At 66.2% G+C, this 26,884-nt stretch carries 17 protein-coding genes; 2 read left to right on the top strand and 15 right to left on the bottom strand.

From position 1 onward, the window contains the following. Window positions 1-25: 25 nt before the first annotated feature. From DAT35_RS01335 to DAT35_RS01270, 14 genes are all read right to left on the bottom strand, one after another. Complete coding sequence (locus tag DAT35_RS01335) at window positions 26-664, bottom strand: DotU family type IV/VI secretion system protein (protein WP_108065036.1); 639 nt, start codon at window positions 662-664, stop codon at window positions 26-28. Next, window positions 661-2,310, bottom strand: a complete 1,650-nt coding sequence (locus DAT35_RS01330) for a type VI secretion system baseplate subunit TssF (RefSeq protein WP_108065035.1) — start codon at window positions 2,308-2,310, stop codon at window positions 661-663. The genes DAT35_RS01335 and DAT35_RS01330 overlap by 4 nt, the downstream gene beginning before the upstream one ends. 7 nt (window positions 2,311-2,317) lie before the next feature. Continuing rightward, a complete protein-coding gene (locus tag DAT35_RS01325; protein WP_108065034.1) occupies window positions 2,318-2,920 on the bottom strand; it encodes a hypothetical protein in 603 nt (200 codons plus the stop codon). Between the two features lie 42 nt (window positions 2,921-2,962). Further along, window positions 2,963-4,618 carry a hypothetical protein gene (locus tag DAT35_RS01320; RefSeq protein ID WP_233261241.1) on the bottom strand — a complete coding sequence of 552 codons (1,656 nt, stop codon included), beginning with the start codon at window positions 4,616-4,618 and terminating at the stop codon, window positions 2,963-2,965. Continuing rightward, the gene (locus tag DAT35_RS01315) at window positions 4,615-5,007 is read right to left on the bottom strand and encodes a GPW/gp25 family protein (RefSeq protein ID WP_108065032.1); all 393 of its coding nucleotides are present in this window, start codon (window positions 5,005-5,007) and stop codon (window positions 4,615-4,617) included. The genes DAT35_RS01320 and DAT35_RS01315 overlap by 4 nt, the downstream gene beginning before the upstream one ends. Before the next feature lies 1 nt (window position 5,008). After that, window positions 5,009-6,262, bottom strand: a complete 1,254-nt coding sequence (gene tssK, locus DAT35_RS01310) for a type VI secretion system baseplate subunit TssK (RefSeq protein ID WP_108065031.1) — start codon at window positions 6,260-6,262, stop codon at window positions 5,009-5,011. A 25-nt stretch (window positions 6,263-6,287) separates the two neighbouring features. Continuing rightward, on the bottom strand, window positions 6,288-6,869 hold the full coding sequence (locus DAT35_RS01305; protein WP_108065030.1) for a hypothetical protein: 582 nt from the start codon (window positions 6,867-6,869) through the stop codon (window positions 6,288-6,290). Between the two features lie 44 nt (window positions 6,870-6,913). Next, window positions 6,914-8,404: a type VI secretion system contractile sheath large subunit gene (gene tssC, locus DAT35_RS01300; protein WP_108065029.1), complete on the bottom strand. Its 1,491-nt coding sequence runs from the start codon at window positions 8,402-8,404 to the stop codon at window positions 6,914-6,916. A gap of 43 nt (window positions 8,405-8,447) precedes the next feature. Further along, window positions 8,448-9,032, bottom strand: a complete 585-nt coding sequence (gene tssB / locus DAT35_RS01295) for a type VI secretion system contractile sheath small subunit (RefSeq protein WP_108065028.1) — start codon at window positions 9,030-9,032, stop codon at window positions 8,448-8,450. 130 nt (window positions 9,033-9,162) lie between these two features. Beyond that, window positions 9,163-10,041, bottom strand: a complete 879-nt coding sequence (locus tag DAT35_RS01290; RefSeq protein ID WP_108065027.1) for a hypothetical protein — start codon at window positions 10,039-10,041, stop codon at window positions 9,163-9,165. Between the two features lie 6 nt (window positions 10,042-10,047). Continuing rightward, window positions 10,048-11,067, bottom strand: coding sequence for a type VI secretion system protein IglI family protein (locus DAT35_RS01285; RefSeq protein ID WP_108065026.1), 1,020 nt, complete (start codon window positions 11,065-11,067; stop codon window positions 10,048-10,050). Continuing rightward, window positions 11,060-11,446, bottom strand: a complete 387-nt coding sequence (locus DAT35_RS01280; protein ID WP_108065025.1) for a DUF4280 domain-containing protein — start codon at window positions 11,444-11,446, stop codon at window positions 11,060-11,062. Before DAT35_RS01280 ends, DAT35_RS01285 begins: the two co-directional genes overlap by 8 nt. A gap of 39 nt (window positions 11,447-11,485) precedes the next feature. Further along, complete coding sequence (locus DAT35_RS01275) at window positions 11,486-13,165, bottom strand: AMP-binding protein (RefSeq protein WP_108065024.1); 1,680 nt, start codon at window positions 13,163-13,165, stop codon at window positions 11,486-11,488. 4 nt (window positions 13,166-13,169) lie between these two features. Beyond that, window positions 13,170-21,791: a choice-of-anchor D domain-containing protein gene (locus DAT35_RS01270; RefSeq protein WP_158501504.1), complete on the bottom strand. Its 8,622-nt coding sequence runs from the start codon at window positions 21,789-21,791 to the stop codon at window positions 13,170-13,172. A gap of 150 nt (window positions 21,792-21,941) precedes the next feature. Here DAT35_RS01270 and DAT35_RS01265 point away from each other — a divergent pair, with 150 nt between their 5' ends. After that, on the top strand, window positions 21,942-23,441 hold the full coding sequence (locus tag DAT35_RS01265; protein ID WP_108065022.1) for an OmpA family protein: 1,500 nt from the start codon (window positions 21,942-21,944) through the stop codon (window positions 23,439-23,441). Between the two features lie 92 nt (window positions 23,442-23,533). Here the strand turns inward: DAT35_RS01265 and DAT35_RS01260 are convergent, their stop codons facing one another. Continuing rightward, window positions 23,534-24,532 (bottom strand): hypothetical protein, encoded by a 999-nt coding sequence (locus DAT35_RS01260; protein WP_108065021.1) that lies wholly within the window; start codon window positions 24,530-24,532, stop codon window positions 23,534-23,536. A gap of 191 nt (window positions 24,533-24,723) precedes the next feature. Here DAT35_RS01260 and DAT35_RS01255 point away from each other — a divergent pair, with 191 nt between their 5' ends. Further along, a complete protein-coding gene (locus tag DAT35_RS01255; RefSeq protein ID WP_108065020.1) occupies window positions 24,724-26,793 on the top strand; it encodes an Ig-like domain-containing protein in 2,070 nt (689 codons plus the stop codon). The last annotated feature ends 91 nt before the right edge of the window (window positions 26,794-26,884 follow it).

The following is a 26,884-nucleotide window of genomic DNA, read 5'->3' as shown; positions in this document are numbered from 1 at the left end:
TCGCTCATCCTCTGCGCCGCAGCCTTCATCTCGAGAGCCACCACAGTAACACCGGAACAGCCACCACCACGAATCCGGACACCGCGTAGTAGCGCCACGGGAAGGAGTGGACGAGCGGGGCCTGGGGCGCGGCAGGCGGGGCAGCGGGCACGGCCTCCGGCTTGGGGATTCGGGCCGCCAGCCGCTCCTTGTACTCGCGCAACCGGGCCGTGTTGCCCGCGTAGCGGCCCTCGAAGCCGGCGGTGAGGCAGAAGTGCAGCAGCTCGAAGACGAGCGGTGCGGCGCCACGCTGGACCAGCTTCTCGTCAGCCAACTCGTAGAAGCGATCCCCTCCCGAGTCGATGCCGAACAGCTTGTACTGCAGCAGCGGCCAGTCCGACTGCTCCACGTCCGCGAGCCGGCGCAGCACCATCTCGTCCACGAGGTAGACGAAGGGACGCAGCGCCTCGTCGAGCTCCTCCGCGCGATAGGTCTCGCCCAGGGCCCTCTGGAGGCCGCCCACCTCGTCCAACAACTGCTGCTGGAGCGGGAGCAGGCCCTGGAGACCCACGCGAACCTGGGTGCGCTCTCCACCTGCGGCGGGCTCGGCGGGCAGGGACTGCTCCAGCAACGAGCGCACCTGCCGATGGGCCCGGAGGAGGTTCTGCCAATGCTCGAGTTTCATGAGGATACCTTCAAGGGGAAGGGACCGGCCCCGGCCACGGAGGGCCGCAGCACCACCGAGGCCTCGCCATTCCACGCCTCCAGCAACTGATGGACCTGCTCGAGGAAACAGGCCACGAGGGGCTCGGCGCTGGCATCGAAGGGCTCCAGCAGCAGCTCGTAGACGTGCAGCAGGCCCGAGCCGCGCAGCGCGCCGTCCGGGGCCACCGTGACCTTGAGCTCCCGGAGCCAGGGGAGGACGCGGCGGAAGGGCTCCTCGACGGGAGTGCCCAGGTAGTTGAGCAACGCGGCCAGCTCGTTGCGCTCGAGGGTGGATCTGACCTTCCAGGCCAGCAACCGGGTCAACCCCGCCACGTCGTTGCGCAGCGCGCTGTCGCGGTGGGCCTCGAGCCGGCCCACCAACTGCCAGCCCAGGCCTTCCACGTGCCGACCCGGGGTGGAGACCCCCACCCGGCCAATGGCCTCGGAGACGAACTGCGGCTGGTACCAGAGGGCTTCCACCAGCAGCTTGCGCGGCTCGGCGAAGGCCTCGGGCAGCCGCACCAGCAGGCTGTGGCGCGGGCGCATCTCCTCGTCGAGCGTCTCATCCAGCTCGTAGCTCGGCCCCTCGCCCGGCAGGAAGGCCGGACGCATGGGCGCGCGCCCCGTCTTCTCCAGCACGTACACGCCAGTGACCGAGTGCAGCTGCAGGTCTCGCCCGGCGGTCATGCCGCGGATGGGGTACTCGGAGCGGGTGCCATCGGCGACGATGGGTTGGGCGGGCTCGGCCTTGAGGTTCTCCACCGGCACGACGAAGGGCTGGAGGAAGTCCGGGTGGCTGGAGCGGCCCACCGACCAGGACCTGTCCAGGTCCAGGCACAGGCTGAAGCGGCTCCACTCCTTGCGGTGCGAGGGCACCGACACGTGGAGGAAGAGCCCCTGCTCGGGCATCTGGAAGAAGGCGCGCACGCGCTGCAACGGGTGCTCGTAGACCGCCGCGTCATCCAGCTCGGCGGGGGCGTTGCCGAAGGAGAACTCGCAGGGCAGACACGCGGAGGACTCGTCGGCCTGTGCGTCATACACCACGCCCACCTGCAGGAGCTGCTGGCGCAGCGCGTGGAAGACGGACAGCGAGGGACGGTACTCATCCAGGTGGCGCACGTGCAGGCTGAAGAGGCCCACCGGATCCCGGCGCGGGAAGGCGGACTCGAAGCGGAGGATGAGCCGCCAGCGCCCGTCCGCCAGGCGCACCACATCCGTGCCCGCCATGGAGATGGGGAGGATGCGCAGGTGACGCCGGGTACGGAAGGAGCCGGCCACCCCATGGGAGGGAGACAGCCGCAACTCTGTGCCCCGGGGGAGCATCACCGTCTCGGTCATCTTCTCCGCCGGCAGCGCCTGCACCAGCGCCACCGCCGGCAGCGGCTGCAACAGGAAGTCGAAGAAGGAGGAGAACAGGCGCAGCCAGGTGGAGCGCAGGTTGTGCTGCGTGGCCAGGCGCGTCTGCACCGAGAAGAAGGCCATGGACTCGATGAGGCGCCGCACATGCGGGTCCTCCCGGTCCAGCGGCACGGTGGGGTACGAGGTGAGGAAACGCTGCCGGAAGCGCTCGAGCGCATCCAACTCGTTGAGGTAGTCCAGGTAGATCCGCTCCGACGAATCGCTCACCGCGCCCTCACCCCAGCTTCACGAGCGATCCGGCGACGGTGGTCAGCGCGCCCTTGAGATCCGCCATGCCCGAGGACTCGAGGCCGAGCTTGCCCTGGGCGGCGACCTTGACCATGGCGGAGGACAGCTCCGCCTGGGACTGCCCGGACATCTTCAGCGTGAGGCCCTCCAGCTTGTTCTCGCCACCGGAGGCCGTGAGGCTCGTCTGCAGGCCCTTGAGATCGAGGTTGGTGGCCGCCTCGATGCCCACCTTGGCGTTCGAGGACAACTTGGCGTCCTGCGTGGCGCTCTGGGTGAGCTTGGCGCTGGAGGTGAAGGTCATGTCCTTGGTGCTCTCCAGGGAGAGCGTGTCCTGGCTCGTCCAGCTCGAGGCCTTCTGCGACTTGAGGGTGAGCGTCCCGGTAGCGTCCACGGTGAAATCCTTGCACGTGATGGTGACGCTGTCCTGCTTCTGGACGTAGGTGCTCGTTTCCTCGGAGCCCTTCACGGTGATGGTGATGCTGGTGCCGTCCATCACCACCGTCTGGGTGATCTGATCATCGGCGTTCTCCACCTTTACGGTGACGCCTTTCTGCTTGTCCAGTTCAACGGTGCAGACGAGCTTGCCCATGGTTCCTCGCCTCCTTGGTGGAGGGCCGCAGGCCCCCTGGCTTCACGACGGCTCTTCCTTCACCTGGATGAGCAGCGTGCCTTCTTCCAGCTGGATCTTCTGCGTGTCCTTGTCATGCGTGCGCTGCATCAGGAACACGGGCTTGTCGTCCGTGTAGTAGTGCTTGAGCGCGGTGCCGTTCTCCGGAGTCTTCCCCACCATGAGCTGCACGCCCTGCCCGTCCTGGGGCATGCGCGCGCCGGTGCGCCAGTCCAGGAAGCGTTTGATCCACGCGCGCTGGAAGTCGAGCGCCACCAGCACCCGCTCCCCCTTGTAGGCGGGGAAGTAGAAGTGGCCGGGCAGCAGGTTGGGGTTGAAGGGGGCGGGGACGATCTGCTCCTCGAAGAGGGGGATCTTCACCTTGTACCCGTCCAGCGAGGTGGCCGAGTCGGTATAGGCCTGCCAGGTCTCGTCCTTCTCCGCGCCCTGCTCGCTGACGATGAGGCCCTCCACGTAGCGGGGGTAGATGGGGGGCTGCCAGGCGGGCAGATCCACATGGGACTCGTCCTTGGGCTCCAGGCGGGTGCGCATGCGGAAGGAGAAGAGGGCATACGTATCGCCGTACACCTCTTCCTCACCCTGCTCGCCCGACACCTCTCCGGACAGGTGCATGCTGCGAATGCGGAGCACCTGGTCCTTGGCGACGCCCGCTGCAGCCCAGGCCTCATGGGTGGGCAGCTTCACCAGCGTCCCCGGAGCCACCACCTTCTCGGGGAAGGAGCGCCAGGCCAGCTCCATCTCCGGGCCACGTGCCTTCAGCCGCGCCGTCTCGAGGTCCACCCGGGCCTGCACCTCGTCCGAGATGGGGGTGCACAGCAGCACGTCCTGGCGGATGCCGGCGACGGCCTGCTTGTGCGTGACGGGCTGGGTCTGTGGACTCTCGGCGGTGGCGTTGAGCACCGTCACGTCGTGACGGATGACCTCGGGCAGCAGCACCTCCAGCGCTTCCAGGTTCTCCTCGTGCAGGTTCAGCGGCGTACCCGAGGTGTCCTTGGCGCCCGCGAACTTGTAGCCGTGCGTCGCGTAGTCGTAGGTGAAGACCCCGGCGTGGCCATGCACGTACCACAGCACCCAGTCGTAGAAGCTGACCCCGCTCTGGGGATCCAACCCCACGAAGAGCACGGAGTGCGTGGTGCCGAGGCCTGCCTGCCAGTCGTAGGCGAGGCGGATCTTGTCGCCCTTGTGCGCCTCCAGCACGTCCTTCATCGTCTTCGAGGTGTAGAGGGCACAGGGATAATGCTGACGCCACAGCAGCCGGGCGGCGTCCAGGAAGCGGATGCCATAGCGGCGATGGAGGATGACATCGCTGTCGCCGCTGGTGGCGACGGCATCCTCGACGAGCGACTTCTCGGTGACGAAGCCCTGGATCTTCAGCGCGCCATGGCTCGGCCGTCCCGAGGTCTCCGGGAGGACCGCCTTGACTTCCAGCGACACCCCGACCAGGTCCGGCTTGAGGAAGTCGGCCAGCAGCTCATCCTTGTCCTGGCCGCCCTGGCTCTGGTTGTCCGTCAGCAGGAACTCCGCCTCACCCTCCAGACCCCAGCTCCACAGGTCCAGCGCGAAGCGCTTCATGCTGCCGGCGATGACCTTGTGGGCCTTGCCACCAATGGTCAGGGTGAGCGAGACGGCCAGCCGCTCATCGAAGGTGCGCTCCATCATGACTCCTCGTCCTCCGCCACCCGCACCTGGCCGCTCACGGTGTGGAAGAGGATGCGCAACGTGCAGGGCGCACCGAGCAGCGTGCCCGTCAGCACGAAGTGCAGCCACAGCCCCGAGTCCTGACCGCGCAGCTCCACCTCCACATCGCGCAGGCGCGGCTCGTGATGCTCGATCGAGTGCAGCATCTCACCGATGAGCGTCTTCATCAGATCCTGGGTGCCGAACTTCTCCGTGTAGCGCCCCAGGCCGAAGCCCTCGACGAAGTAACCGTAACCCTCCTTGGTGTTGAGCACGGACTCGAGGTTCTGCCGCACCTGCTCCCGCTCGCCCTGGGCCCCCTGGCGCTGCCAGGAGCCGGTGAACTTGTCGAGGAAGGAAGGGCGTGCCATCTCAAGCCCTGCGCCAGAAGAGGAAGACCTGGGTGCCCTGCAGCGCCGGGGTGACGTAGAAGGCCATGCCGTTGTCGCGCAGGGCGTACTGCCACTCCTCCCCCAGCGAGAGCTTGTACCAGGAGATCTCCGGACCGAAGGCGTGGGGGAAGGCGGGATGAGGCACGTGCTGCAGGGGGATGCCCCGGAGCGCCAGCCGGCGCACCACCGGGAGGCGGGAGGGACTCGCCACCTTCACCCCCTCCATCGAGGGCGGCTGACTGGGATCCTCGCTGCGCACCAGCAGGTACAGCTCGCTCTGCACGCCCGCGTCCAGGGTGGGCAGGGGCGAGAGGACGAACTGCCCTTCCCGGCAGTCGAAGGGCTTGTAGGTGAGCCGCGTGTCCTCGGGGCGGAAGGCCCGGTTGAGCAGCGTCATCCACCCCCACAGCCCCTCGCCCAGGTCCTCGTGGCGATAGGTGGGCAGCGTGGCGTCGGGCACCATCTCCAGGTAGCAGCAGACCTCGAAGTAGAACCGGCGCAGGGCGTCGAAGAAGTGATACGGGTGCGGGCAGATGCCCCCGAGCATGTCGGCACGCAGGGCCTGCAGACGGCGCACCTCCAACAGGGTCCTGCGGGCGCTGGCGAGCCGCTCGCCGCGCTGGTAGCTGTCCAGCAGGAGGGTGTGCAGCTGGCCGTGGGCCTTCTCCAGCAGCAGGTCCAGCTCGCCGAGCAATTCGTTGAGGAAGGGATTGCGGCCCACCAGCAGCAGCGGTGGCACCTTCCGGGAGGAGGGACGCCACGCGCCCTGGAGATCCTTGGAGAAGGCCACCAGCTCCAACGAGGAGAGGGCCCGGTCCACGGACTGCTCGCTGGAGAGCTGAAACCGGTGCAGCACGCGCTGCACGGTGGGCGGCTCATCCGCGTAGAGCGGCACGCCCTCGGTCCCGCGCGTCTCCTCCAGCAGGTGCAGGAAGACGGTGACCTCCGCGCGGCCGGTGGCCTCCAGGGAGAACGACGGCAGGGCGGCATTTCCCGGCACGTCCACCAGGAAGCCGCCCGGCATGACGGCGGTCAACGAGGAGATGGAGAGGCTGCCCTCGGCCAGCAGCGCCTCGCTCCACGTGAGCGAGGCGATACCCACCTGGGGCAACCCGGACAGCTGCGCATGCAGCCGCGCCTCGGCCGAGAGTGCTTCGTCCTGAGCGCGGAAGTGCTCGGGAAGGATCGTCTGGCCGACCTGCCAGCGGACCCGCGCGAGCTTGTGGCGCTGCATGGCATTGGTTCCTGTCGTTGAGAGACTAGGCCGAGCTCTCGGTGATGCCCCACTGCTTGACCAGGTTCTTGCCGGACCCCGTGGCCATGTTCACCGTCTGCTCGAGCGTCTGCGGCTTGATGCCGATCTGCAGGGTGTAGTTCTTGGGCGACTGCACCTCGTGCGACGGATCATCCGCCACCGACAGGTTCAGGTCATCCCCGGTCTTCTCCAGGATGCCCTTGAGCTCCGCGTCGATGAAGCTGGACTTGAAGTACTTCTTCTGGGCCGGGTCGTACTCGTAGATGACGTACGTGAACAGCACCTCGACGTTGGCCCAGGTGCCCAGCAGCGCGGCGGAGATCGACTGCTTGTTGGTGGTGGAGATCTGCGCGGAGAAGTACATGGCATCCGTGATGCCCGTCTCCCACAGATAGTGGTTGAGGACCCCCACCACCTTGTTGCTCAGGGCCTTGTCCGGCTGCTCCGGATCCTTGATGGTCTCCTGATCGGCCTTCAGCTCCACATCACCCACCTTCAGCTTGGTGATGTAGCCAACCGGCGCCTGCTTGTCCTTCTTGAAGTTGAACCCCTGGTAGACGTCCAGAGAACGGGCGAATTGAGGCATGACTCCCTCTGTCTTTCTCTTGAGTAGGGACTACTTACACCCGGTCATCCCAGGCGAGACTCGAGCATCAGCTCGACATTGAGGCCTTCGAACTGGATGTGGGGCAGGACGGCCACCTTGCAGTCGTACCAGCCGATCTCCCCGGGCTTCGCCTCCACCAGCACGCTGGTGGCCTTGAAGGGGAAGCGCCGCAGCGTCAGGTCATCCGGGTTGACCACTGTAGTGACGTACCCCGACAGCCACGCGTCGATCTGCCGCTGGACGTAGCCCGCATCGGCGGTGCTGCCGATGTTGTCGCGCATGATGCTCTTGATGTAGTGCGCGAGCCGCGTGATGGAGAAGGTGTAGGCCAGGTTGGTGACCAACTGCGAGTTCTCCGAGTCCTTGGGGTCCTTGAACTTCTTGGCCCGCTTGACGGCCTGGGTGCTGAAGAAGGTCGCCTCGCTGGAGCCCTTGCGGTACACGAGCGGGATGAACCCGTTGCGGGCGAACTCGAACTCGCGGTAGTCCGGGATGGCGATCTCCACCGGCGCCTGGATCATCTTCTGCCCGCGCAGGGTGAAGGTGTCCACCGGCAGGCCGGTGACGAGCCCGCCGCCCTTGGGGCCGCGGATGGACTGGCACCAGCCGGACTGCTCGAAGGACTTCACCAGATTGCGGCCCAGCAGGAAGGCCGCGTTGCCCCACAGGTACTTCTTGGAGTCACCCTGGGCGTCCTCCTTGAAGTTGAGCACGTCGCAAGGGTTGCGGTCCGGATCCCACGGCTGGCGCACCACGTAGCGCGGCAGCGTGAGGCCGATATAGGCCGCCTCCTCCTTGTCCCGGAGCTCATTCCACTTGCTGTAGCGCGGGTGGCTCAGCACGCCGTCCAGGTTCTTGAGCGACTCGAGCTGCTCGACGCTGTCGCAGTCGAAGAACTTGTAGCTGGCCGAGGAGATGAAGGGGCAGTGCGCCGCGTTGGCCACCTTGCCCATGCGCTCCAGCCAGGTGATGTCCGCGCGCGAGGAGGAGAACTCGTACAGCCCCAGCATCACCCCGTACGGGCGGCCGCCGAACTGGTCGTACTCCTTGATGTACATCTTGTCGAACAGCGCGCTGGAGAAGATGTTGCTCGAGTTCTTCTCGAAGTCCTCGGACAGCTCCTCCTTGTCCACGTCCAGGATGTCGATGGTGATGTCGGCCTGGAAGTTGGTGTTGTTGACGAGGTCCTCCAGACCGCGCCAGGAGGCCTCCATCTTCTGGAACTTCTCGCTGTGGAGGATCTCGTTCATCTGCGACTCGATGAGCTCATCGATGCGCGCGATGGCCTTCATCACCTCGCCCTTGTCGAAGCGGACCTGCCCCACGTCGTCCTGGATGGGCTCGACGTTGTAGAGCAGCGCCGCCAGGGACGACATGAAGCGCTCGTTCCCTCCGACCTGGGTCTCGTTGGCGGTGACGGGGACCAGGCCCGTGCCGATCATCGGCTGGGCGCTGGTGGGCATGTCGAGCCCGCGAACCTTGAACAACTCATTCAGATAATCTGTTTCGGCCATGAGCGATGGCTCCTCGGCGTGGAGAAAGGGGCTGTGGGGAAGATCAGGCCTTGGCGGTCGCCACGGCGGGGACGTTCTGGGCGGCGAGCGCGGGCTTGTCGTCCTGCGGCTTCGCCACGGGCAGACGCATGCTCGCGTAGCTCTTGAGCTGCTCGCTCTCCAGGAGCTTCTTGAGCTCCTCCTTGTTGGAGAACAGCTCGTACAGCTTGCGCCGCAGATCCTTGCGGTTGTCGATGTCCGACTGCATCTCCAGCAGGAGCTTGCGCATCAGCAACAGCGCCTTGAGCTTGGGCACATGGTGGACGATCTCGTCCGGGTGGAAGGACTTCATCTGATCGATGGGCAGCGCGATGGCCATCTTCCCTTCGCCATCCGCGCTCACCTTGTCGTCCACCTCGAACGAGATGGACATCCCCATGTCCCGCATCAGATCGCTGAGGTTGGAACCGGTGACCGAGCGCAGCTTGCGCTCTTCCAGGTCCACCTGGCGATCCGTGGCGCTGCCAAGGGAGAAATCACCGAGCACCACGACGCGGAAGGGGAGCTTGACGTCCTCCTCCTGTCCGTTGATGTTGGTGCGATAGACGAGCGTGATGCGAGACTTGGGCAGCTTGTCCTGGATGGGCACGGCTTCTCCTTACACAAGGCGGTTCGCGTCCCTGCATCCCGAGGCCTTCTCCCCCCTCCACCGCAGGACACAGCCCGCTGTGTTGCGAACAGCAATTTTAAGGACAAGCGATCGCAGGGGTCAAGGGAACCTATTGCTCTTCTGATACGCCGCGAGCCTGGGAACTCGAGGTGTCACCCGAAAAGAGGAGGACCTGCCGGGTCTGAACAGGGGCTTCATACAGAGGATCGAAGCCGAGGTGGCTGTCGCGCTCGAGGCGCAGGAAGCCCTCCTTCTCGCGTTGCACGACGAAGACGGTGAGCATCAAGACCGTCTCGGCGAGCAGCGGCCGCAGATCCTCCTCGAAGCGGCGGCGGGCTTCCACGGCCCATGGAACTCCGCTGGCGGAGAGGGGCTCGTCGCAGTGGATCTTCACCTCCATTCCCCCCGTGGGAAGGGAAGCGAAGCCACCCATGGAGTCGCCCTCGCCGAGCGCGCTGGAGCCCAGCCGCATCTCGCGAGCGGGCACCCGCTGTTGGCGCACCTCGCGACGTACTGAGATTTCCGCCTCGGGGAAGGTCTTGCGGAAGAGCCAATGCAGGGTACTCAGGGAGGTAGGGCGCAGCAGGCGCAGCCGGTCCTTCGCCGCCTCCGGCCAACCGGGCAGCAGCGCCCCGTCACGCTCCGGGTACAGCCCGGCGAAACACTCCTGTAGCAGTTGGTGATCAAAGAAGCCGATGAAGCGCTCGAGCCGATCATGGTCGAGCTGATCCATCGTCCGCATCAGGAAGGACGGCAGCGGCGACTGTGCGCTGAGCAGCCCCATGTTCACCGTGATGACCACCCGCTTGCGCGGCTGGTGGATGAACTGGATGTCGTGCACCAGGTGCGACTGATGAACGGTGGTGCGGTGGCCGCGGTACTCGATCTCCGCGTCGCCGTAGCCGGAAGCGTTGAGCACCTCCAGCAACGCCGGGACGTCGAAGCTGCGGATGCGCTCGCGGATGCGCTGCTCGAGAGGCCCATCCATGGAGCCCTACTCCTCCGCCCCGCCCGGCTCCGTGCTCTGCGCGAGGAAGGTGTCCAGGTCCACCCGGTAGAGCTGATCGAGCGCCCGGAACGACAGCGTCTCGGTGCTCTGCAGCATCGGCTCCACCTGCTCCGCGTGGGTGCTCAGTCCCGCGAAGAACCGGGAGAAGAGCGCGGGCAGGTACACGCGCGGATCGAAGTGCTCCACCACGTTCAGCACGTCCGCGGCCACCACGCTGGCGCGCTGGTAGTCCTGGCGCTCGACGAGCGTGTTGAACGCGGCCAGTTTGCGCATCAACTGGGCCAGCGCGGGTGACACGGACATCGTGGGTCCATCCGACGCCGCAGCCGGGCGCATGGACTCGGCCGGCCGTGCCCTCGCGGGGGCCTCGTCCTCCGCGGGCTCGTCCAGGGACTCCGGCGCGGGCTCCTCCTGCGAAACCGCGGCGGGCAGGGATTGCAGGTGGCCCTCCAGCCACTGGGAGAGACGGCGGAACCCGGCCTCGCACCCGTTGCGGGGCATCACCCGGCCGAACGCGGAGAAGATCTCCTCGCTGAGCGTGAGCGCCTGCTCCAGGGGCTCGCGGTTGCTGGGAGCGCACCAGCGCTGCCACGTCTCGTCCTTGAGGCGCTCGTGGTGCTCGAGGTGCTTGGTGAGCACCTTGAGAAACCAGCGCAGGCTGGCGTCGGCGAAGACGTCCTTGCGCTCGTGCGGTCCGAAGGACTGCCAGTTCCCCAGGAGGGTGTTGGAGAGCGAGTGGAACACCACCGGCATCGCCTCCAGACCGCCCTCGAGGAAGAGACCGAGGAGATAGGGGCTCACCAGCCGCACATCGAACACGCCCTCGCGCAGCAGGGCCTCGGCCGCCCGCGCCGCGTCGGGGTAGGTGCCCCGGGACACCAGATCGTTGACCTTCTCCAGCCGCTCATCCGTGCTCTCCAGATCCGGCGCCTCGGCATCCAGAGGCTTGTCCAGCAGGTGGAGCTCGAGTGGAGGAGGCGGAAGGGCCTTGGAGGGCTCAGCCATCTTGCACCGTGAACTGGCCAGGGGAGACGACCTGGATGACGCCACCCCAGTTGCACATCAGTTTGCAGTTGCTATCCACGGCCGGCATGTTGCCGATCATCACCTTGGGGCAACCCGGAACCCACGGAGCGGCCGTGGCGGGCACGCACGGCATGGGCGTGAGCACCCCCATGGCCGCCGCCGTCGCCGCGGCCACCGTGGGGTTGGCCATCGACATGCACATGCCAAAGGGCAGGATGTTCAGCATCGGCTTGTTGTCCATGATGTTGGCCGCTGGCGTCGTGGCCAACACCTTGTTGGTGGGCAGCACCACCAGCGACGAAGGGGCCGCGCCAAAGCTGCACTGAAGCATGGCCCCCGTAACGACCTGGACTCCCATGGTGCACCCCTTGGCGAAGCCTCTCGGGACGCACCATCCTCACACACCCTGCCCCGCTTTTTCCAGCAGATGGCCTCGCAGCGCGGTCAGGGATTGGAAGAGCGGATCCGAGCTCTTCCGGTGGAGCGCCCCCGTCAGGTACTGCGCGTGGCACCAGGCCTCGTCCACCTGCCCGTCCACCACGTGAGGGTACAGGGGAAAGAACTCGGTGCGATCCGGCAGGTGCTCGGCCCCGAGCTGGAGCTCGATGCAGCGGCGAAGCTCCTGCTGCCAGGTGCCCGTCTGCGGAGCCTGGGCCCCCGTGAAGACGAGCAGCACGTAGCGGTAGTGCCCCGCCACACCGCCCGTGGGGGCAGGCACCACGGTGGCACCCCGGACGAAGGGCAACTCCCGCACGGCCTCGGCGACCTCGGCGGCCGGATAGACGCGCCCTTCCCTCCTCGCCGTACGAGGCCCTCCGTAATGGTACAGGCCATAGGAGCACGTGAGGACCAGATAGGCGGGCGGCCGCTCCTCGTTCGGCAGCAGGGTGAAGACGCCCAGGTCTCCCGGGGCCAGCTGGCCGCTCATGTTGACGTCGTGCAGCGCCCAGCGGCGTCCCGAAGCGGGTGGTGCCTCCGTGTGCACGTCCCTCACCCGCCTCGGCGAGACGAGCACCGCGCCCCCGGCGGAGGGATCCACGAGCACGTTGGAGGAAGGTACCGCGGACAACCCACACTGCTTCACCCAGGCGCGCCAGGCCTGCCAGTCGATGGGCTCCTCGGGGTTGCGGAACCAGTGGGCCACGTTCTTGAGCTGCGTGCGGGAGCGCAACAGCACGTCCCTCAGGGCGGGGGTGACGCCGAGCGCGCGCACCGGGTGCTCGGTGAGCAGCGCGGGGTTGGACTCGAGGTCCGGCAGCTCGAGGTGGAGGTACGTGGCCCCGCGCAGCAACGTGGTGAAGAGGAATGCCGGCAGGTGCTGCAACGGATGGCAACCGGGCGACGCCAGGTGCTCCCCCGGGCCGAGGCCGAAGGTGAGCAGCCCGTCCACCAGCGCCCCGCGCCAGGCGTCCTCCGCGAGGAGCGGCACCGGCGTACCCGAAGGCTCCACCAGGGGCGAGAAGAGCAGGCCCACGGGCTCGTCCGGCTTGTAGGTGTGCGAGGTGAAGGCAGGAGAGGCCTGGCCCTGACTGTTCAGCAGCTTCTTCTCGAAGCCCTGCAGCAGCAGCACCTGATGCGGGTCGGCGGCGATGTGATCCGGCTTCAGCTCGGCCAGGCGGCGCGCGATGAAGCGTCGGCCCACGGGTGGCAGGAAGCTGATGCAGGCACCCAGGCCCAGGGCCGCCGCGAGTGAGATGAGCAGCTCACTTCCCACGGAGAACAACAGGCACACCTTGGCTCCAGGCTTGACGCCCTGCCGCGCCCACTCGGTGGCCCGCCTCGCGGCCTGCTCGTGCAGCTGCTTGTAGCCCAGCACCTGCCAGCCGCTCCTGCGATCGTAGGTGCGCAGGGCAATGCGATCCGAGTTGCCGTGGCGCACGACGAGATCGTGGAAGAAATCGTAGTGCTGGCCCGCGCGGCTCTTGAGGGGCGCGCCGCGGCCCACGTGGGCCACGGCGAGCGCGGCGGAGAAGCCCTCTGGATCCGCCCAGCTCTCCTGCTGCCAGGCGGGCACCCCTGGATCCGCGGGAGTGCCCGTCTCGAGCTGTTCGAGGATCTTCCTGACGTCGAAGGCCATCCGACTACTCACGCCTCCGCCGACGCGAGCCCAGGCCCACCAGCGCCAGCAGCATCAGCATGCCCGCGCTTCCCGCCTCGGTGCTGCTGCAAGAGCAGCCACTGCCCGAACCCGTCAGGCTACGGCCGATTCCCTTCACGGGGATCAGCGCCTCGGGCTCGGTTTCACCCTGGAGCCACACCTGCACCTCGTTGTCGGCCTCACCCGCCTTGTCGGGGTCGAAGGCCACCGTGAAGGTGGTACTCCCTCCTGGCGGGATGGCATCGGCCAGGGCCTTCGCCCCCAGTGCGAAGGGCGTGCCATCGAGGGTCTTCAGATTCACCACCACCCGCTGTTGCTGAGCGGACTTGTTGGTGATGGTCACCACCTTGGGCTCCTGCGTCTTGTTCACGTCCACCCGACCGAAATCCAGGCTGTCCTGATCGACGCTGAGGAGACGTTTCGTCGCCCTGCCCTTCAACTGGAGGGCCACCGCTGCGGGCTTGTTCGGTGTGGTGGTGCCAAAGGACAGGGTCACCTCGGACAGGGTCTCGACCATGGGCTGGTAGCCCACCGTCAGGATGATGGACTTGCTGGGTTCGATCGTGCGCCCCTGCAGGCTGGCCCCATCGTAGAGGAAGGGCTCGCCGGTGGTGTACGTCACCTCCGGCGCGGCGAGGACAATCGTCTCGCTGCTCAGGTTGGTGATGGTGAGCGGCTGCTCGCGCCGGGTGCCCCCCACACGGACTCCGCCGAAATCCACTGGCGAGGGATTGATGGCGAGCACCGCGGGAATGCCCTTGCCATGCAGCGCAACCGCGAGCGGTATCGGCAGCTCGCTGAAGGTGATCTTCAACGCGCAGTTCACCTCGGCGTCGGACAAGGGGGTGAAGGTCGTCTCCAGCGCCAGTTGGTGATCCGTGCCAGGCGCCAGCACGAGCGGCAGCGGCAACTTCGCCACGGCGAACTGCGAGTTCCCCGTCCCCTCCACCGTCAGCGCCGTGAGGGTGACATTGGTGTCGCTGTTGTTGGTGATGCGCAACGTACGCGGGCTCGAGGTGTGGTTGATGAGCTGCTGACCGAACTCCAGCGACGACTCCGAGAGTTGGATCTGCTGGCGGACGCCCGCGCCGGACATCGGCACCACCACGCTCGGCGCATCCGGGTCGTTCGACGCCACCAGCAACTGGGCCGAGAACGACGCCTGCTCCTTGTCCGGCGTGAACGTCAACGACACCTCCGTGGAGGCCTCTGGTAGCAGGGTCAGGGGCAGCGCGGGCGGCGTCAGGGTGAAGACGGCAACGTCCTTCCCTCCCAACGTGATCGACCCCGCGCTCAAGGTGAGCGGGCCGTCACCGGTGTTGGTGAGCTTGAGAATGCGGGGAGAGGACGGTCTACCCACCAGCACATTGCCAAAGTCCAGACTGGGCGACGACAAGTGCAGGTTCGGCGAGGTCCCCTCTCCCACGAGGCTCCCCTCCGCCGCCTTGTCATTCGTATAGACGATGGCCTTGGCCTGGCGCTGGCCCACCGCCCTCGGGTTGAACTTCAGCTGGACGATCGTGCTCTCCCCTGCCTCCACCAACAGCGGGAAGACCACCGAGGCATCGACGCTGTAATCCAACGCCGCGCCCTTGGCGCCCGCCGGATCATCCGCGAAGGAGATGTTCGAAACATAGAGCTGCCTCTCCCCCACGTTCTTGATGGACATGGACTGGGTGGTGGACACCCCGACGTTGGACTTGCCGAAGTTGACCACCTCGGGCAGCAACTGCACGGCCGCGGCCACCCCCGTCCCCTGCAGCGTGAAGTTCAAGTTGGGGTTCATGACGGAATCGCATCCAATGGCCGCCTGCGTGGAAACGAAGCCGCGTGTCACGGGCTTGAAGGTGGCGGTGAACGACACGCTCTCGCCTGGAGTCAACGATGTCCCGATGTTCAGCCCGGAGATGGTGAAGGCCGCATTCGAGGGAGGAGTCAAGCGCGTGATCATCAACGTGGCGTCACCCGTGTTGGTGAGCGTCACGGTCTTCTGCGTCCCGGGGCCCCCAACGTCCACCAATCCCAGATCAATGGTCCCGCTGGAGGGCGTCAGACCGAGCCGTCCGTCGACGCCCTTGCCCTTCAGGGCCAACGAGGGAGCTGGCGTGTAGGCATTGCTGGTGATGTCGAGCGTGCCTTCTACCGGGCCCAGTGTCGTCGGGGTGAAGGTCACATCCACGGTCTCCTGCTGACCCGCGGGAATCTTCAACGGCATTCCCCCGGGGAGCGGAGCGAGGGAGAAGCCGGACGAGAGCTTGAATCTCGTGATCTCCAATTCGGCCTTGCCCGGATTCTTGATCGTCACGGACCGGGAATCACTGGGCACCGTCACACGCTGCGAGCCAAAGTCGAGTGCGGTCGTGGACAGTTGCACTTCCGAGATGGTGCCATTGCCCTGGAGCGCCACCCGGACCTGCCCCCCGATACTCACGCCTCCGTCGCTGGTCGAGCTTCCCGTCCCACCGCGATTGGCGTCCGTGAGGACGGAGATGGAACCCGTCTCGATCCCCTGCACCGACGGCTTGAAGCTGATCGTGAAGACCGCGCTACCGGATGGGGGAATCTCGGGGCTCGCCAGGGGGCTCACGATGATGAAGGAGCCCGTCACGGACAGGCTCTGGACGGTGAGCTTGGCGGTGCCCGTATTGCTGATGCGAACAGGGACCGCGGTGCTCGTGGCTCCCACTCGCACGTCACCGAAATCAATGAGGCTCGGCTCGATCTTGACCTCCGAGTAGGTCCCATTGCCCGCCAGACTCAGCAACACCGTGCTGTTCACGGCGTCCGACTTGATGACGAGGGTATCGTTGGCGATGACGCTCTCCGTCGGCTTGAACCCCACCTGGAAGTCGATGAAGGCTCCAGGCAGGAGCGTCAACGTGCTCGGGCCGATATAGGAGAAGGGAGAACCGGTTCCAGAGGAGATGTAGGCCTGCTTGAGCTCGAGCGGCGCCCCTCCCTTGTTGGTGAGCCTCACCTTCTCCAGCTTGCTGGTGGTCAACCGCACATCCCCGAAGTCGAGCGCGGATTGGCCAGGGTGGTCAGGCAGCGTGAGCTCCGCCACCGGGACGACACCATTGCCCACGAGGTTGAGCTGGTGCGGGTTGTTGTAGGAATCACTCACCACGACGAGGCTCCCACTGGCGTTTCCTTGCACGGTGGGGCTGAAGCTCACCGAGAAGGTGACGGCGGTGCCCCCAGCCAGTGTCCTCGGCAGGTCGAGCCCCGTGACGGAGAACGGGAGGGACACCGACGACAGATACTGGAGCTTGATGGGAACGGAGCTGATGTTGGTGAAGGTGACGTCGCGGGTGACGGTCTGTCCCACTCGCACGGCGCCGAAGTCGAGCGAGCCGGAGGGAGACGCCTCGATCCAGGACACACCATTCCCGGAGAGGTTGATGGTGACGTTGGGCTTCGTCGGATCGTTGGTATTGAAGGTGAGGGTGGCCGACACCGAGCCGAGCGCGGTGGGGCTGAACGTCACCGAGAGATCCTGGCTGGTACCCGGCAGCAGATCGAACGGCAGGTTCGGGGTCACCGTGAAGGGCCTGCCGACGACGATCGAGGTGATGCGCAGGGTTCCGTTGCCGGTGTTGGTCAGCGTCACCTTCTGGGACGGACTGGTGGTCCCCACGGGCTGGACGCCAAAACCGACCGAGGTGGTGCTCAACCCGAGGGTAGGCCTCACACCGGTGCCGGAGAGGGAGACGTTGACCGTGGGCTCGACCGGGTCATTGGTGGTGAGCGTGAGGGTGCCCGTGACCGAGCCCAGATCCGTGGGATTGAAGGTCACCGAGAGCGCCTGGCTGGCGTTCTGGCCCAGCGAAAACGGCGTGCTCGGGGTGACCGAGAAAGGCCCGGAGCTGATGGTAATGGACTTGATCTGCAGGGTCCCCGAACCGTTGTTGGCCACCGTGACCAGCCTGTTCGTGCTGAGGGTGCCCACGGGCTGTTCCCCGAAGGAGATCGTCCTGGGATCAATCGAGAAGGAGGGCCTCACTCCCGTGCCGGACAGGGTGACGGAGGCGTTGAGCGTGGGCCCATAGTCGGTGGTGATGGTGAGGGTGCCGGAGACCGAGGACTCGGCGGTGGGGCTGAACTTCACCGCGAGGTTCTGGCTCTGACCCGCCCCCAGGGTGAAGGGAGCGCCCGGAGTGAAGGAGAAGGCCGAGCTGCCAGTCAGGGAGATGGCGGTGATGAGGATGGGGCCGGAGCCAGTGTTGCTCAGCGTCACCGTCTTCGTGTTGCTGGTCTCCACGCGCTGCTCGCCGAAGGCCAGTTCGGTGGGGCTCACCGAGAAGTTGGGCTTCACGCCCCTGCCCGTGAGGGTGACCGCGGGGTTGGGTGCGGCCAGATCGTTGGTCGCGAGGCCGAGGGTCCCTGTGGCCTCTGCATCGGCGGTGGGGCTGAACTTCACCGTCAACACCTTGCTGTCGCCCGCCACCAGCGAGAAGGCATCGGGCGGAGAGACAGTGAAGGGACCGGTGATGGAGAGGGCGGTGATGTTGAGCGAGCCGGAACCGGTGTTGGTCACCGTCACCGTCTTCGTGTTGTTGGTGTCCACGCGCTGGTCGCCGAAGGCCAGCTCGGTGGTGCTCAGGGTAATGGTGGGCTTCACACCCCTACCGGAGAGATTGACGGTGACGCGGGACCAGTCTGGATCGGTGGTGTCCAGAAGGAGGGTGCCTGCTTCCGCTGTCTGGGTGGTGGGGCTGAACTTCACCGACAGCGTCTTGTTGGTGCCCGCCGCCAGCAAGAACGGCGTCGTCGGGGGAAGGACGAGAGAGAAGGCCGCACTCCCGGCAATGGACACAGCGGAGATGGTGATGGGGCCAGAGCCGGTGTTGCTCAGTGTGACCGTCTTCGTGTTGCTGGTGTCCACGCGCTGCTCGCCGAAAGCGAGATCGGCAGAGCTCAGCACGAGGTTGGGTTTCACGCCCTTGCCCGTAAGCGGAACGCTCGAGGTGGATGCCACCACGTAGTCGGTGGTGAGGATGAGGGTTGCCGAGGCATCTGTCTCGGTGGTGGGGCTGAAGGTCACCGAGAGATCCCGGCTGGCGCCCGCCGCCAGGTCGAAGGCAGCAATCGCGGGAACAGAGAAAGCGGAGCTACCACTGATGGAGACCGTTTCGATGCGAATGGGGCCGGTGCCGTTGTTGCGCACCGTCACCGTCCTCGTGGTGCTGGTCTCCACGCGCTGCTCGCCAAAGGTGAGCGGTGTGGGGCTCAACACAAGGTTGGGCTTGACGCCCTTGCCGGAGAGGTCGACCTCGGCGCTAGACCACTCCGAGTCCGTGGTGGTGAGCGTGAGGAGACCCGATTCCGTCGTCTGGGTAGTGGGGCTGAAGGTTACCGACAACTGCTTGCTGGTACCCGCAGCCAGATCGAACGCCGTGTTCGGGAAGACGGTGAAGGCGGCACTGCCAATGATGGAGATGGTGGAGATGTGGATGGGACCGGTGCCGTTGTTGCTCACCGTCACCGTCTTCGTGAAGCTGGTATCCACACGCCGCTCTCCAAAGTCGAGCTCGGTGGCGCTCAGCATCAACTGGGGCCTCACGCCCTTGCCGGAGATGCTGACACCCACACTGGAGTAATCCGTGTCTCCGGTGGTGAACGTGAGGGTGCCCGCTTCCGCTGTCTCGGTGGCGGCGCTGAACTTCACCGACAGCGTCTTGCTGTCTCCCGCCGCCAACGTGAACGGCGTGCCCGGAGGCGAGACGAGCGTGAAGGCCGAGCTGCCGGTCTTGTCGATGCTGGAGATGGTGATGGGACCGGAGCCGGAATTGCGCACCGTCACCACCTTGGTGCTCTCGGTGCCCACGCGCTGGTCGCTGAACGCGATGGGGTTGGGGTCCACCACGAGATTGGGCTTCACGCCCCTACCCGAGATGTCGACAGTGACACTGCTGTAATCCGGGTCCGCACTGGTGAAGGTGAGGAGGCCCGTGACCGAGCTCGCCGTCTCGGTGGTGGGCAGGAACTTCACCGACAGCGTCTTGCTGTCTCCCGCCACCAGCGTCAACGGCACGCTCGGGGGCGAGACGAGCGTGAAGGCCGAGTTGCCTGTCTTGGCGATGCCAGTGAAGGTGATGGGACCTGTGCCGGTGTTGCTCACCGTCACCACCTTGGTGCTCTCGATACCTACTCGCTGGTCGCCGAAAGCGATCGGGCTGGGGTTCACCACGAGATTGGGCTTCACGCCCCTGCCCGCGAGGTCGACCTTGACGTTGGTGTAGCCCGCGTCCGTGCTGGTGAGGGTGAGGGCTCCCGTGGCGGCAGCGTCAGCGGTGGGGCTGAACTTCACCGACAGCACCAGCTCGGCGCCCGCGTCCAGCTGGTAGGGGATGGCCGGAGGAGAGACGAGCGTGAAGGTCGGGCTCGTCGCGGCGCTGATGCCGGAGAAGGTGATGGGACCGGAGCCAGTGTTGCTCACCTTCACCGTCTTCGTGAGGCTGCTATTCACACGCACCTCCCCGAAGTCGAGTGCGGTGGCGGGCACCAACACCAGATTGGGCTTCACTCCCTTGCCGGAGATGCTGACGCTCGCACTGGGAAAGTCCGGGTCCGTGGTGGTGAGCGAGAGGGTGCCCGCTTCCGCTGTCTCGGTGGCGGCGCTGAACTTCACCGAGAGATCCTGGCTCTGGCCCGCCGCCAACGTGAGCGGCGTGCCCGGAGGCGAGACGAGCGTGAAGGCCGAGCTACCGGTCTTGGCGATGCTGGAGAGGGTGATGGAACCGGAGCCGGAATTGCGCACCGTCACCACCTTGGTGCTCTCGGTGCCCACGCGCTGGTCGCTGAACACGAGCGGGCTGGGGCTCAGCACCAGGTTGGGCTTCACGCCTCTGCCCGAGATGTCGATAGCGACGCTGGTGTAATCCGGGTCCGCACTGGTGAAGGTCAGGAGGCCCGTGACCGAGCTCGCCGTCTCGGTGGTGGGCAGGAACTTCACCGACAGCGTCTTGCTGTCCCCCGCCACCAGCGTCAACGGCACGCTCGGGGGAGAGACGAGCGTGAACGCCAGATGGCCGGTCTTGAAGATGCCAGTAAGGGTGATGGGACCGGTGCCGGTGTTGCTCACCGTCACCACCTTGGTGCTCTCGGTGCCCACGCGCTGGTCGCTGAACGCGATGGGGCTGGGGTCCACCACGAGGTGCGGCTTCACTCCCTTGCCAATGAGGTTGACCTTGACGTTGGCGTAGTCCGCGTCCGTGCTGGTGAGGGTGAGAGCTCCCGTGGCGGCAGCGTCAGCGGTGGGGCTGAACTTCACCGACAGCACCAACTCGGCGCCCGCGGCCAGCTGGTAGGGAATGGCCGGAGGAGACACGAGCGTGAAGGTCGGGTCCGTCGAGGCACTGATGCCGGAGAAGGTGATGGGACCGGAACCGGTGTTGGTCACCTTCACCGTCTTCGTGAGGCTGCCATCTACCCGCACCTCCCCGAAGTCGAGCGCGGTGGCGGGCACCAACACCAGATTGGGCTTCACGCCCTTCCCCCCGTTGAGGGTAACGGTGGTGCTGGCCTTGTCCGTGGCGTCGGTGTTGATGGTGAGGGCGCCCGTTTCGGGAGCCGTTGATTCCACGGTGGGGTGGAACCGCACCCACACGTCCTGGCTCTGGCCCGCCGTCAGTGTGAACGGCGTGCTCGGGGGAGTAACGAGCTCGAAGGGTGGCGCGATGTCGAGGCTGCTGATCTCAAGGTTGGCGGAGCCAGCGTTCTGCACCGTCACCTTCTTGGGAGCGCTGGCGGTCCCCATACGCTGGTCTTCGAACGTGAGTAGCTCCGAACTTACATCCGTGGCGAACGCCACCCCTTTGCCAGAGAGTTGGACCTGCGTCGCAGCGGTCGCGGCATTGCTGGTGATGGTGAGAATGCCCGAGGCATCCCCAAGTGCGATGGGCGTGAACTTCACCCAGATGTCCTTGGTGCCCCCATTTGCCACTACGATGAAATCCGCACTCGGGTCAGTCGGATCAACAATGCTGAAGGGCCCGGTAATGGCGAGATCGGAGACCGTGAGAGGTGCGTCGCCGTTGTTGGTCACCGTCACCTTCTGGGCCGTGCTGGAGGTGTCCTTCTTCTGGCTGTTGAAGTTGAGGGGCGCAGGCGAAACCTGGATGCGCCGTTCAGCGACGGTCAGGGTGAGCTCGACGTGGGAGATACAAAAGTTACCGTCGTCGGGCACGAGCGTGAGTGTGTTGACGCCCCCGTCATAGACGTAACCCGAGATGCCGTTAGCGTCTGTTTTCGAGAGTGTCGATGGCGTCGAGTCGCAACTCTTCGAACTGCCGGCGCAGAGTCGGGTCGTGAAGGAAAGAGTGGTGGAGGCACCATTGCTGAGACTGACGTTGTTCAGTTTGACAGCGACGTCCGACGAGCCGGAGGGACTGCTCGATTTCACGCTGGCGCCAAACACCTTCGCCTCGACCCCCACCACCAGATAACCCTTGGGGACGGTGTCATTGAAGGTCGTAGTCCAGTCGGCCGACGAGCTCGCCAGACAGGCATACCCACCGGAGGCACACGCCAGGCAGCTGCCACTGGTGCCGGTCCACTTGGAAGACTTGATGGTCTGGACAGGAAGGAGGGTGGTGGCCGCCATGGACTTCCGCCCCAGCGGGTCCGCTGACGTCAACTTCTCCGGTTCGCTGGGCCCACAGGAGACCAGGACTCCAAGACACATCACGGCCAGGACGTTGAACCGGAGCACTTGCCCCTCCCCACTCAAAGAGGGGTAGAATTCTACCTGAACATGAGATTACCTTCATCCGCCATCAGCGCCGCAATGGCCGCGACGCTGCTGGCGTGCGCCGCGGCATCGGCGCAGTCCACCGAGCAGTTGCCGGGCTTCGACCTGGAGCGGTTGGAGACGAACGTGGGGCGCGGCACGCTGCTGGTCGGCAACGGCGAGCTGATGGCGCCCGGTGGCCTGAGCGTGACCCTCCTGGGGCACTACCAGCGCATGCCCCTGGTGCTGAGCGACGGAGAGCGGGATCTCCGGGTGGTCCAGGACAGGGCGACCGCGCTGCTCGCCGCCAGCTATGGCGTGTTGCCGTGGCTCGAGCTGTCGGCCCAGGTGCCCTTCGTGCTCTGGCAGCAGGGAGACGATCCGGGTGAGGCGGGTCTCGCCCAGCTGGCTGCGCAGGGGCTCGGAACCCCCGTGCTCCAGGCCCGGTTGGGCTTGTTGTCACGGCGCTACCGGCAACCCGTGGACCTGTCGGCGGACCTGGGCGTGGGGCTGCCGGTGGGCACCGGGACCGCGCTGGCGGGAGATGCGGGGCCGCGCTTCCATGCCCGGCTGGTGGTGGGCACGACCCTGGGCTGGCTGCAGCCCTCGCTCGAGGCGGGCGTGCTGTTCCGCCCCTCCATCCTCCTGGACACCGCCGAGGCCGCGGCCAAACCGGGGGCGAGCTCGGAGGTACGCCTCGGGGCGGCGCTGGCCACGACGGGCCAGGGCCTGCGCGGAGAGCTGGGCCTGCGGGCCACGCTCGCCCCCCAGGTGTCGATGGAACTGCTCGGAGGCGTGCGCTTCCCGCTGTTGGTCGGATTGGATGCCTTCGTCCTGGGGGGACCTGGCGTGGGCGGAGCCCCCGGGACACCTCGTTTCCGCGTGCTCGCCGGTGTCGCCTTCCGCAGCGAGCCGCCTCCCAAGCTCTCCTTCATCGATCAGAACGCGGATCATGAGCTCCAGCTCTCACTGGCCACGCCAAAGCCTCCACCGGAGGACAATCGGATCCGTCCGGTCGGAACCTGGGAGCTCAACTCCCTCACTCGCGACGACACCTCGGGAGCCTCGGGTGAGAGCGGAGCACCGCAGGAGGCTCCTCGGCCCTACCAACCCGGCCCCCAGGAGAGGCTCGTGCTGCGGGGAGAGATCCACTTCGCGCAGGGCAGTTCGGAGTTGCCGGGCGTGGTACCGCTGCTGGACCAGGCTGTCCTGCGGTTGTCGGAACAGACCCGGGGGGGCACCATCATTGTCGAGGGACACGCCGATTCCGAGGGCACCGACTCATCCAACATGATCATGTCGCTGCGGCGCGCTCAAGCGGTGCGGCGCTACTTGATCGACCAGGGCGTTCCCGCGACGCGGGTGCGAATCCGCGGCTTCGGCTCGAACTGGCCGGTGAGCGCCAGACCCGCTACCGAGCAGGAGCGACAGCTCAACCGCCGAGCCGAGGTACTCGTCCTCACCGAGGTCCCGGCACCCACCACCCCGGCGGCGCCGACCACCACCCAGGTGCCGGCCCCGTAACATCCGCTCCTGCTCGCGCGGGAGCAGGGCCCCTGCCACCGCTTGGAACCGATGCACGCCTCCCCTGCCCCTCTGGAGGCGATGGAGCTCGCTCAGCGCTGGGATGGAATGACGCCGATCCGGATGAGAAACCGGGTCTTCCTCTCCAGATCGCGCTGCAGATCGCCCAGGTGCCGGGCTGACTCCCGCACAGGTACGATCGCGGGCGGACTCACGCGCGCGGGCACGATGGCCGGAGGACTCACGCTCCGCCGCGGTTCCGCAACCTTCCGCATTGCCTCACGCTCTGGCGGCGCATTGCGCGGCTTGCGCACCACGGACTGCCGGATCGGAAGCGGCGGCACGCGCTCATCGACCGCACGGCCGAAGAGCCACGCACCACACCGCCAGAGCATGTCGTGGCGCTGGTTCAACAGCGTCCAGAAGCGGTCCCGCATCTCAATGACCTTGACGAGGGACGGAGTTCCTCCATCGCTCGCGTCCCCTTGCTGCCCCAGCAACGTCCGCAGCTTCTCCGCGACCTGCTCCGCCTCGCGGATATCGGGGGCCGTCACCGGCGAGCGGCCGGCGATCCTCGCCTCGTTCCTTCGCAGCAACGCGGCGAGCGCCAGGCAGTCCTCCAGGAGCTCTCGCGGAGCTTGGAGCCGGACTTCATCGATGTCGGCCTCGGCCAGGAGGTTGGCCTCGGCGAGGGCATCGGCGGCCTTGCGCAGCTTGCGGCGCAGGAGTTGCGCTCGCTCGAAGAGCATTCCGAAGGAAGCGGACTGGAGCTCACGCTGTACCTGCAGCGCGGCGAAGGCCAATCCCTGGGCGAGTCGCGGGAGCATCGAGAGCTCCTCGACGTTCACGTTGGGCAGCTTGCCGACCAACACCGCCCCACTGCCCACCACGCTCTCCACGCCACGCATCACGGTGTGGTAGGTGAGCACGACGTCAGCACAGCATTCCTCGATGAGGCCTGGCTCGATGGCCTTGGCGGCGGTGAGGAACGCGTCGTAGGCCATCTGTGAGCTGATGGTCTCGAGCTCGGGGGCATCATCCAGCCCGTTCTCCTCCGGAGTTTCCGACCTTCTGACATCATCCGCGGCCATATGAGGGCAGATTATCGGGCACCCTCCGACGCTGCAATGCACCGAGACCCAGGTGCGATGTGAAGCCGACGCGAAAAGGGCAGGCAGTCAAGCGCGCGAATCCGCTGCGTGAAAGCCATGGCCAACACTCCGCTCGCGATCAATCCGTCCTAGTATCGCGGGCCTCTCGTCTGAAAAGGAGCGCACAGTCCATGAGGTTCATCAAGGCAGCCCTCTGCCTCTCCGCGCTGATGGTGCTAGGAGGATGCCCCGGCGAAGAGCCCGACAAGACCCCCAAGCTGAGCGAGGTCACGGTGACCTGTGCCCCCGCCTCCGTGGTGGTCGGTCAGACCGCGCAGTGCACGGCCAGCGCCACGGATCAGAACGGCCAGCCTTTCACTGTCTCCAGCTATAGCTGGACATCCAGCAACGAGTCCGTGGCCAAGGTGGACGCAACGGGCAAGGCCACGACCCTCACCACCGGGACGACAGCCATCAGCGCGAGCGCCACCGCGAGCGGAGTGACGCAGCAGGGGCAGGCCACCCTCACGGTCACCGAGCCCAAGCTCACCGTTCACACCACGGCCATCACCGCCAACGAGACCTGGCGCGCGGCCGACAACCCGCACCTGGTGCGTGGAGCCATCGAGGTGGGCGGTACCAGCGCCCCTACACTCACCATCGAGGCGGGGGTGGAGATCCGCTTCGATCAGGATGCCGAGCTCCGCGTCACCAACGGGGCGCTGAAGGCAATGGGGACGCAGCAGGCACCGATCAACATGGTGTCCAACCAGAGCGCCCCCACCAAAGGATACTGGCGCGGCGTGGTATTCGCCGCCGCGGGCAGCGCTTCCGCGATGGACTCCGTCACGCTGAGTGATTGTGGAGCTGGCTCGGGCAAGGGTGCTTGTATCGCACTGGAGAGCAAGGCGGCGCCGGCACTTCGCAATGTGACGGTGCGGAACAGCGGTACCGCAGGAGTGGCGGTGGCCGATGACGGCAGCGCCTTTGGGACCGGTTCCACCATGCTCAGCGCCGCTGGAAACCAGAGCTACGCCATACGTATCGGCGCCAACGAGGCAGGAACGCTCCCGACCGGTGGCACCTTTACAGACAATGCACGCAACGCGGTCGAGCTCCAGGGCAACGTCTCGCGCTCGCAGACCTGGCCGAACCTGGGCATCCCCTATGTCGTGAATAGCAATATCAATGTCGATGGAGCTGCCAATCCAGTGCTCACGCTCTCCGCCGGCACGGTGCTGCGCTTCGGGCACGACTTCGGGTTGTACGTCGGCGTCCTCAACGAAAAGGGTGCATTGATGGTGGACGGGACCGCAGCTGCCCCCGTCCTCCTCACCGCCGACTCTGACAGCCCCCAGCCGGGCCATTGGCGGGGCGTGCACCTGCTGGTCAGACTCGGGGACACCGCGAGCCGCATCTCCCATGCCACGCTCGAGTACGCTGGAGCCAGCAGCGGCCCCGACATCGAGACCGGAACGGGCAACTTGAACGTCCACGGAGACTACGGCCGTGGCGACGCGCCTCCCGTCATCAGCAACCTCGTCGCTCAGAAGGGCAGCGGGCCCGGCATCTGGCTGGGCTTCGGAGGAGCGCTCGGCGCGGGCTCGACCGGGCTGACCACGCGTGACAATGGTAGCTATGCGCTCTCGGTGGATGCCAACTCCGCCAGCTCGCTGCCCACGGGCAGTACCTTCAGCGGCAACGCCATCAACGCGGTGGAACTGCTCTGCTGCAGCGTAGGCAAGTCCCAGACGTGGCCGAACCTCGGCGTCCCCTACGTCATCAACGAGAGCCTCAGCGTGGGTGGCTTCGGAACCAGTGTGACGCTCACTCTGCCCGCGGGAACGGAACTGCGATTTGGCCCGGACACGGAGCTTCAGATCGGCAACGACGGCGCTCCAGGTGCCCTGATCGCCGAGGGAACCTCGTCAGCACCCATCCGATTCGTCCCGAACACGACCACTCCCACCAAGGGCTACTGGCGCGGTCTCCACCTCTGGCAGGCCAGTGGGAGCAAGCTCGACCACACTGTCGTCACTCACGCCGGGGCTCCGGGTAGTGTTGGTAGAGGTAACCTGAATGTGTACAGGGAGATTGGCGCCTTCGTGACCAACAGCACGTTCAGCGACTCGTCTGGCTGCGGTATCACCCGAAGCGACGGCAGCGGCACTGGCACCACAGCGGTGACGACCGATTTCACTCTCGCCACGTACGACAACACCTTCATCAACAACGACGCCGGGGCGGTGTGCAAGAATTGATGGCACCGGGCTCAAAGAGTCCGAGCCGCCCTTGACCCCTGCCCCCCCTCACCGGGCGGCGGGGGTTTTCATTTCCAGAGGCCTCGCTGAA

Source organism: Vitiosangium sp. GDMCC 1.1324, from assembly GCF_003044305.1.
Taxonomy (GTDB): Bacteria; Myxococcota; Myxococcia; order Myxococcales; family Myxococcaceae; genus Archangium.
Note: the sequence above shows the minus strand (reverse complement) of the source record. Positions and strands in the feature narration are given on the sequence as shown.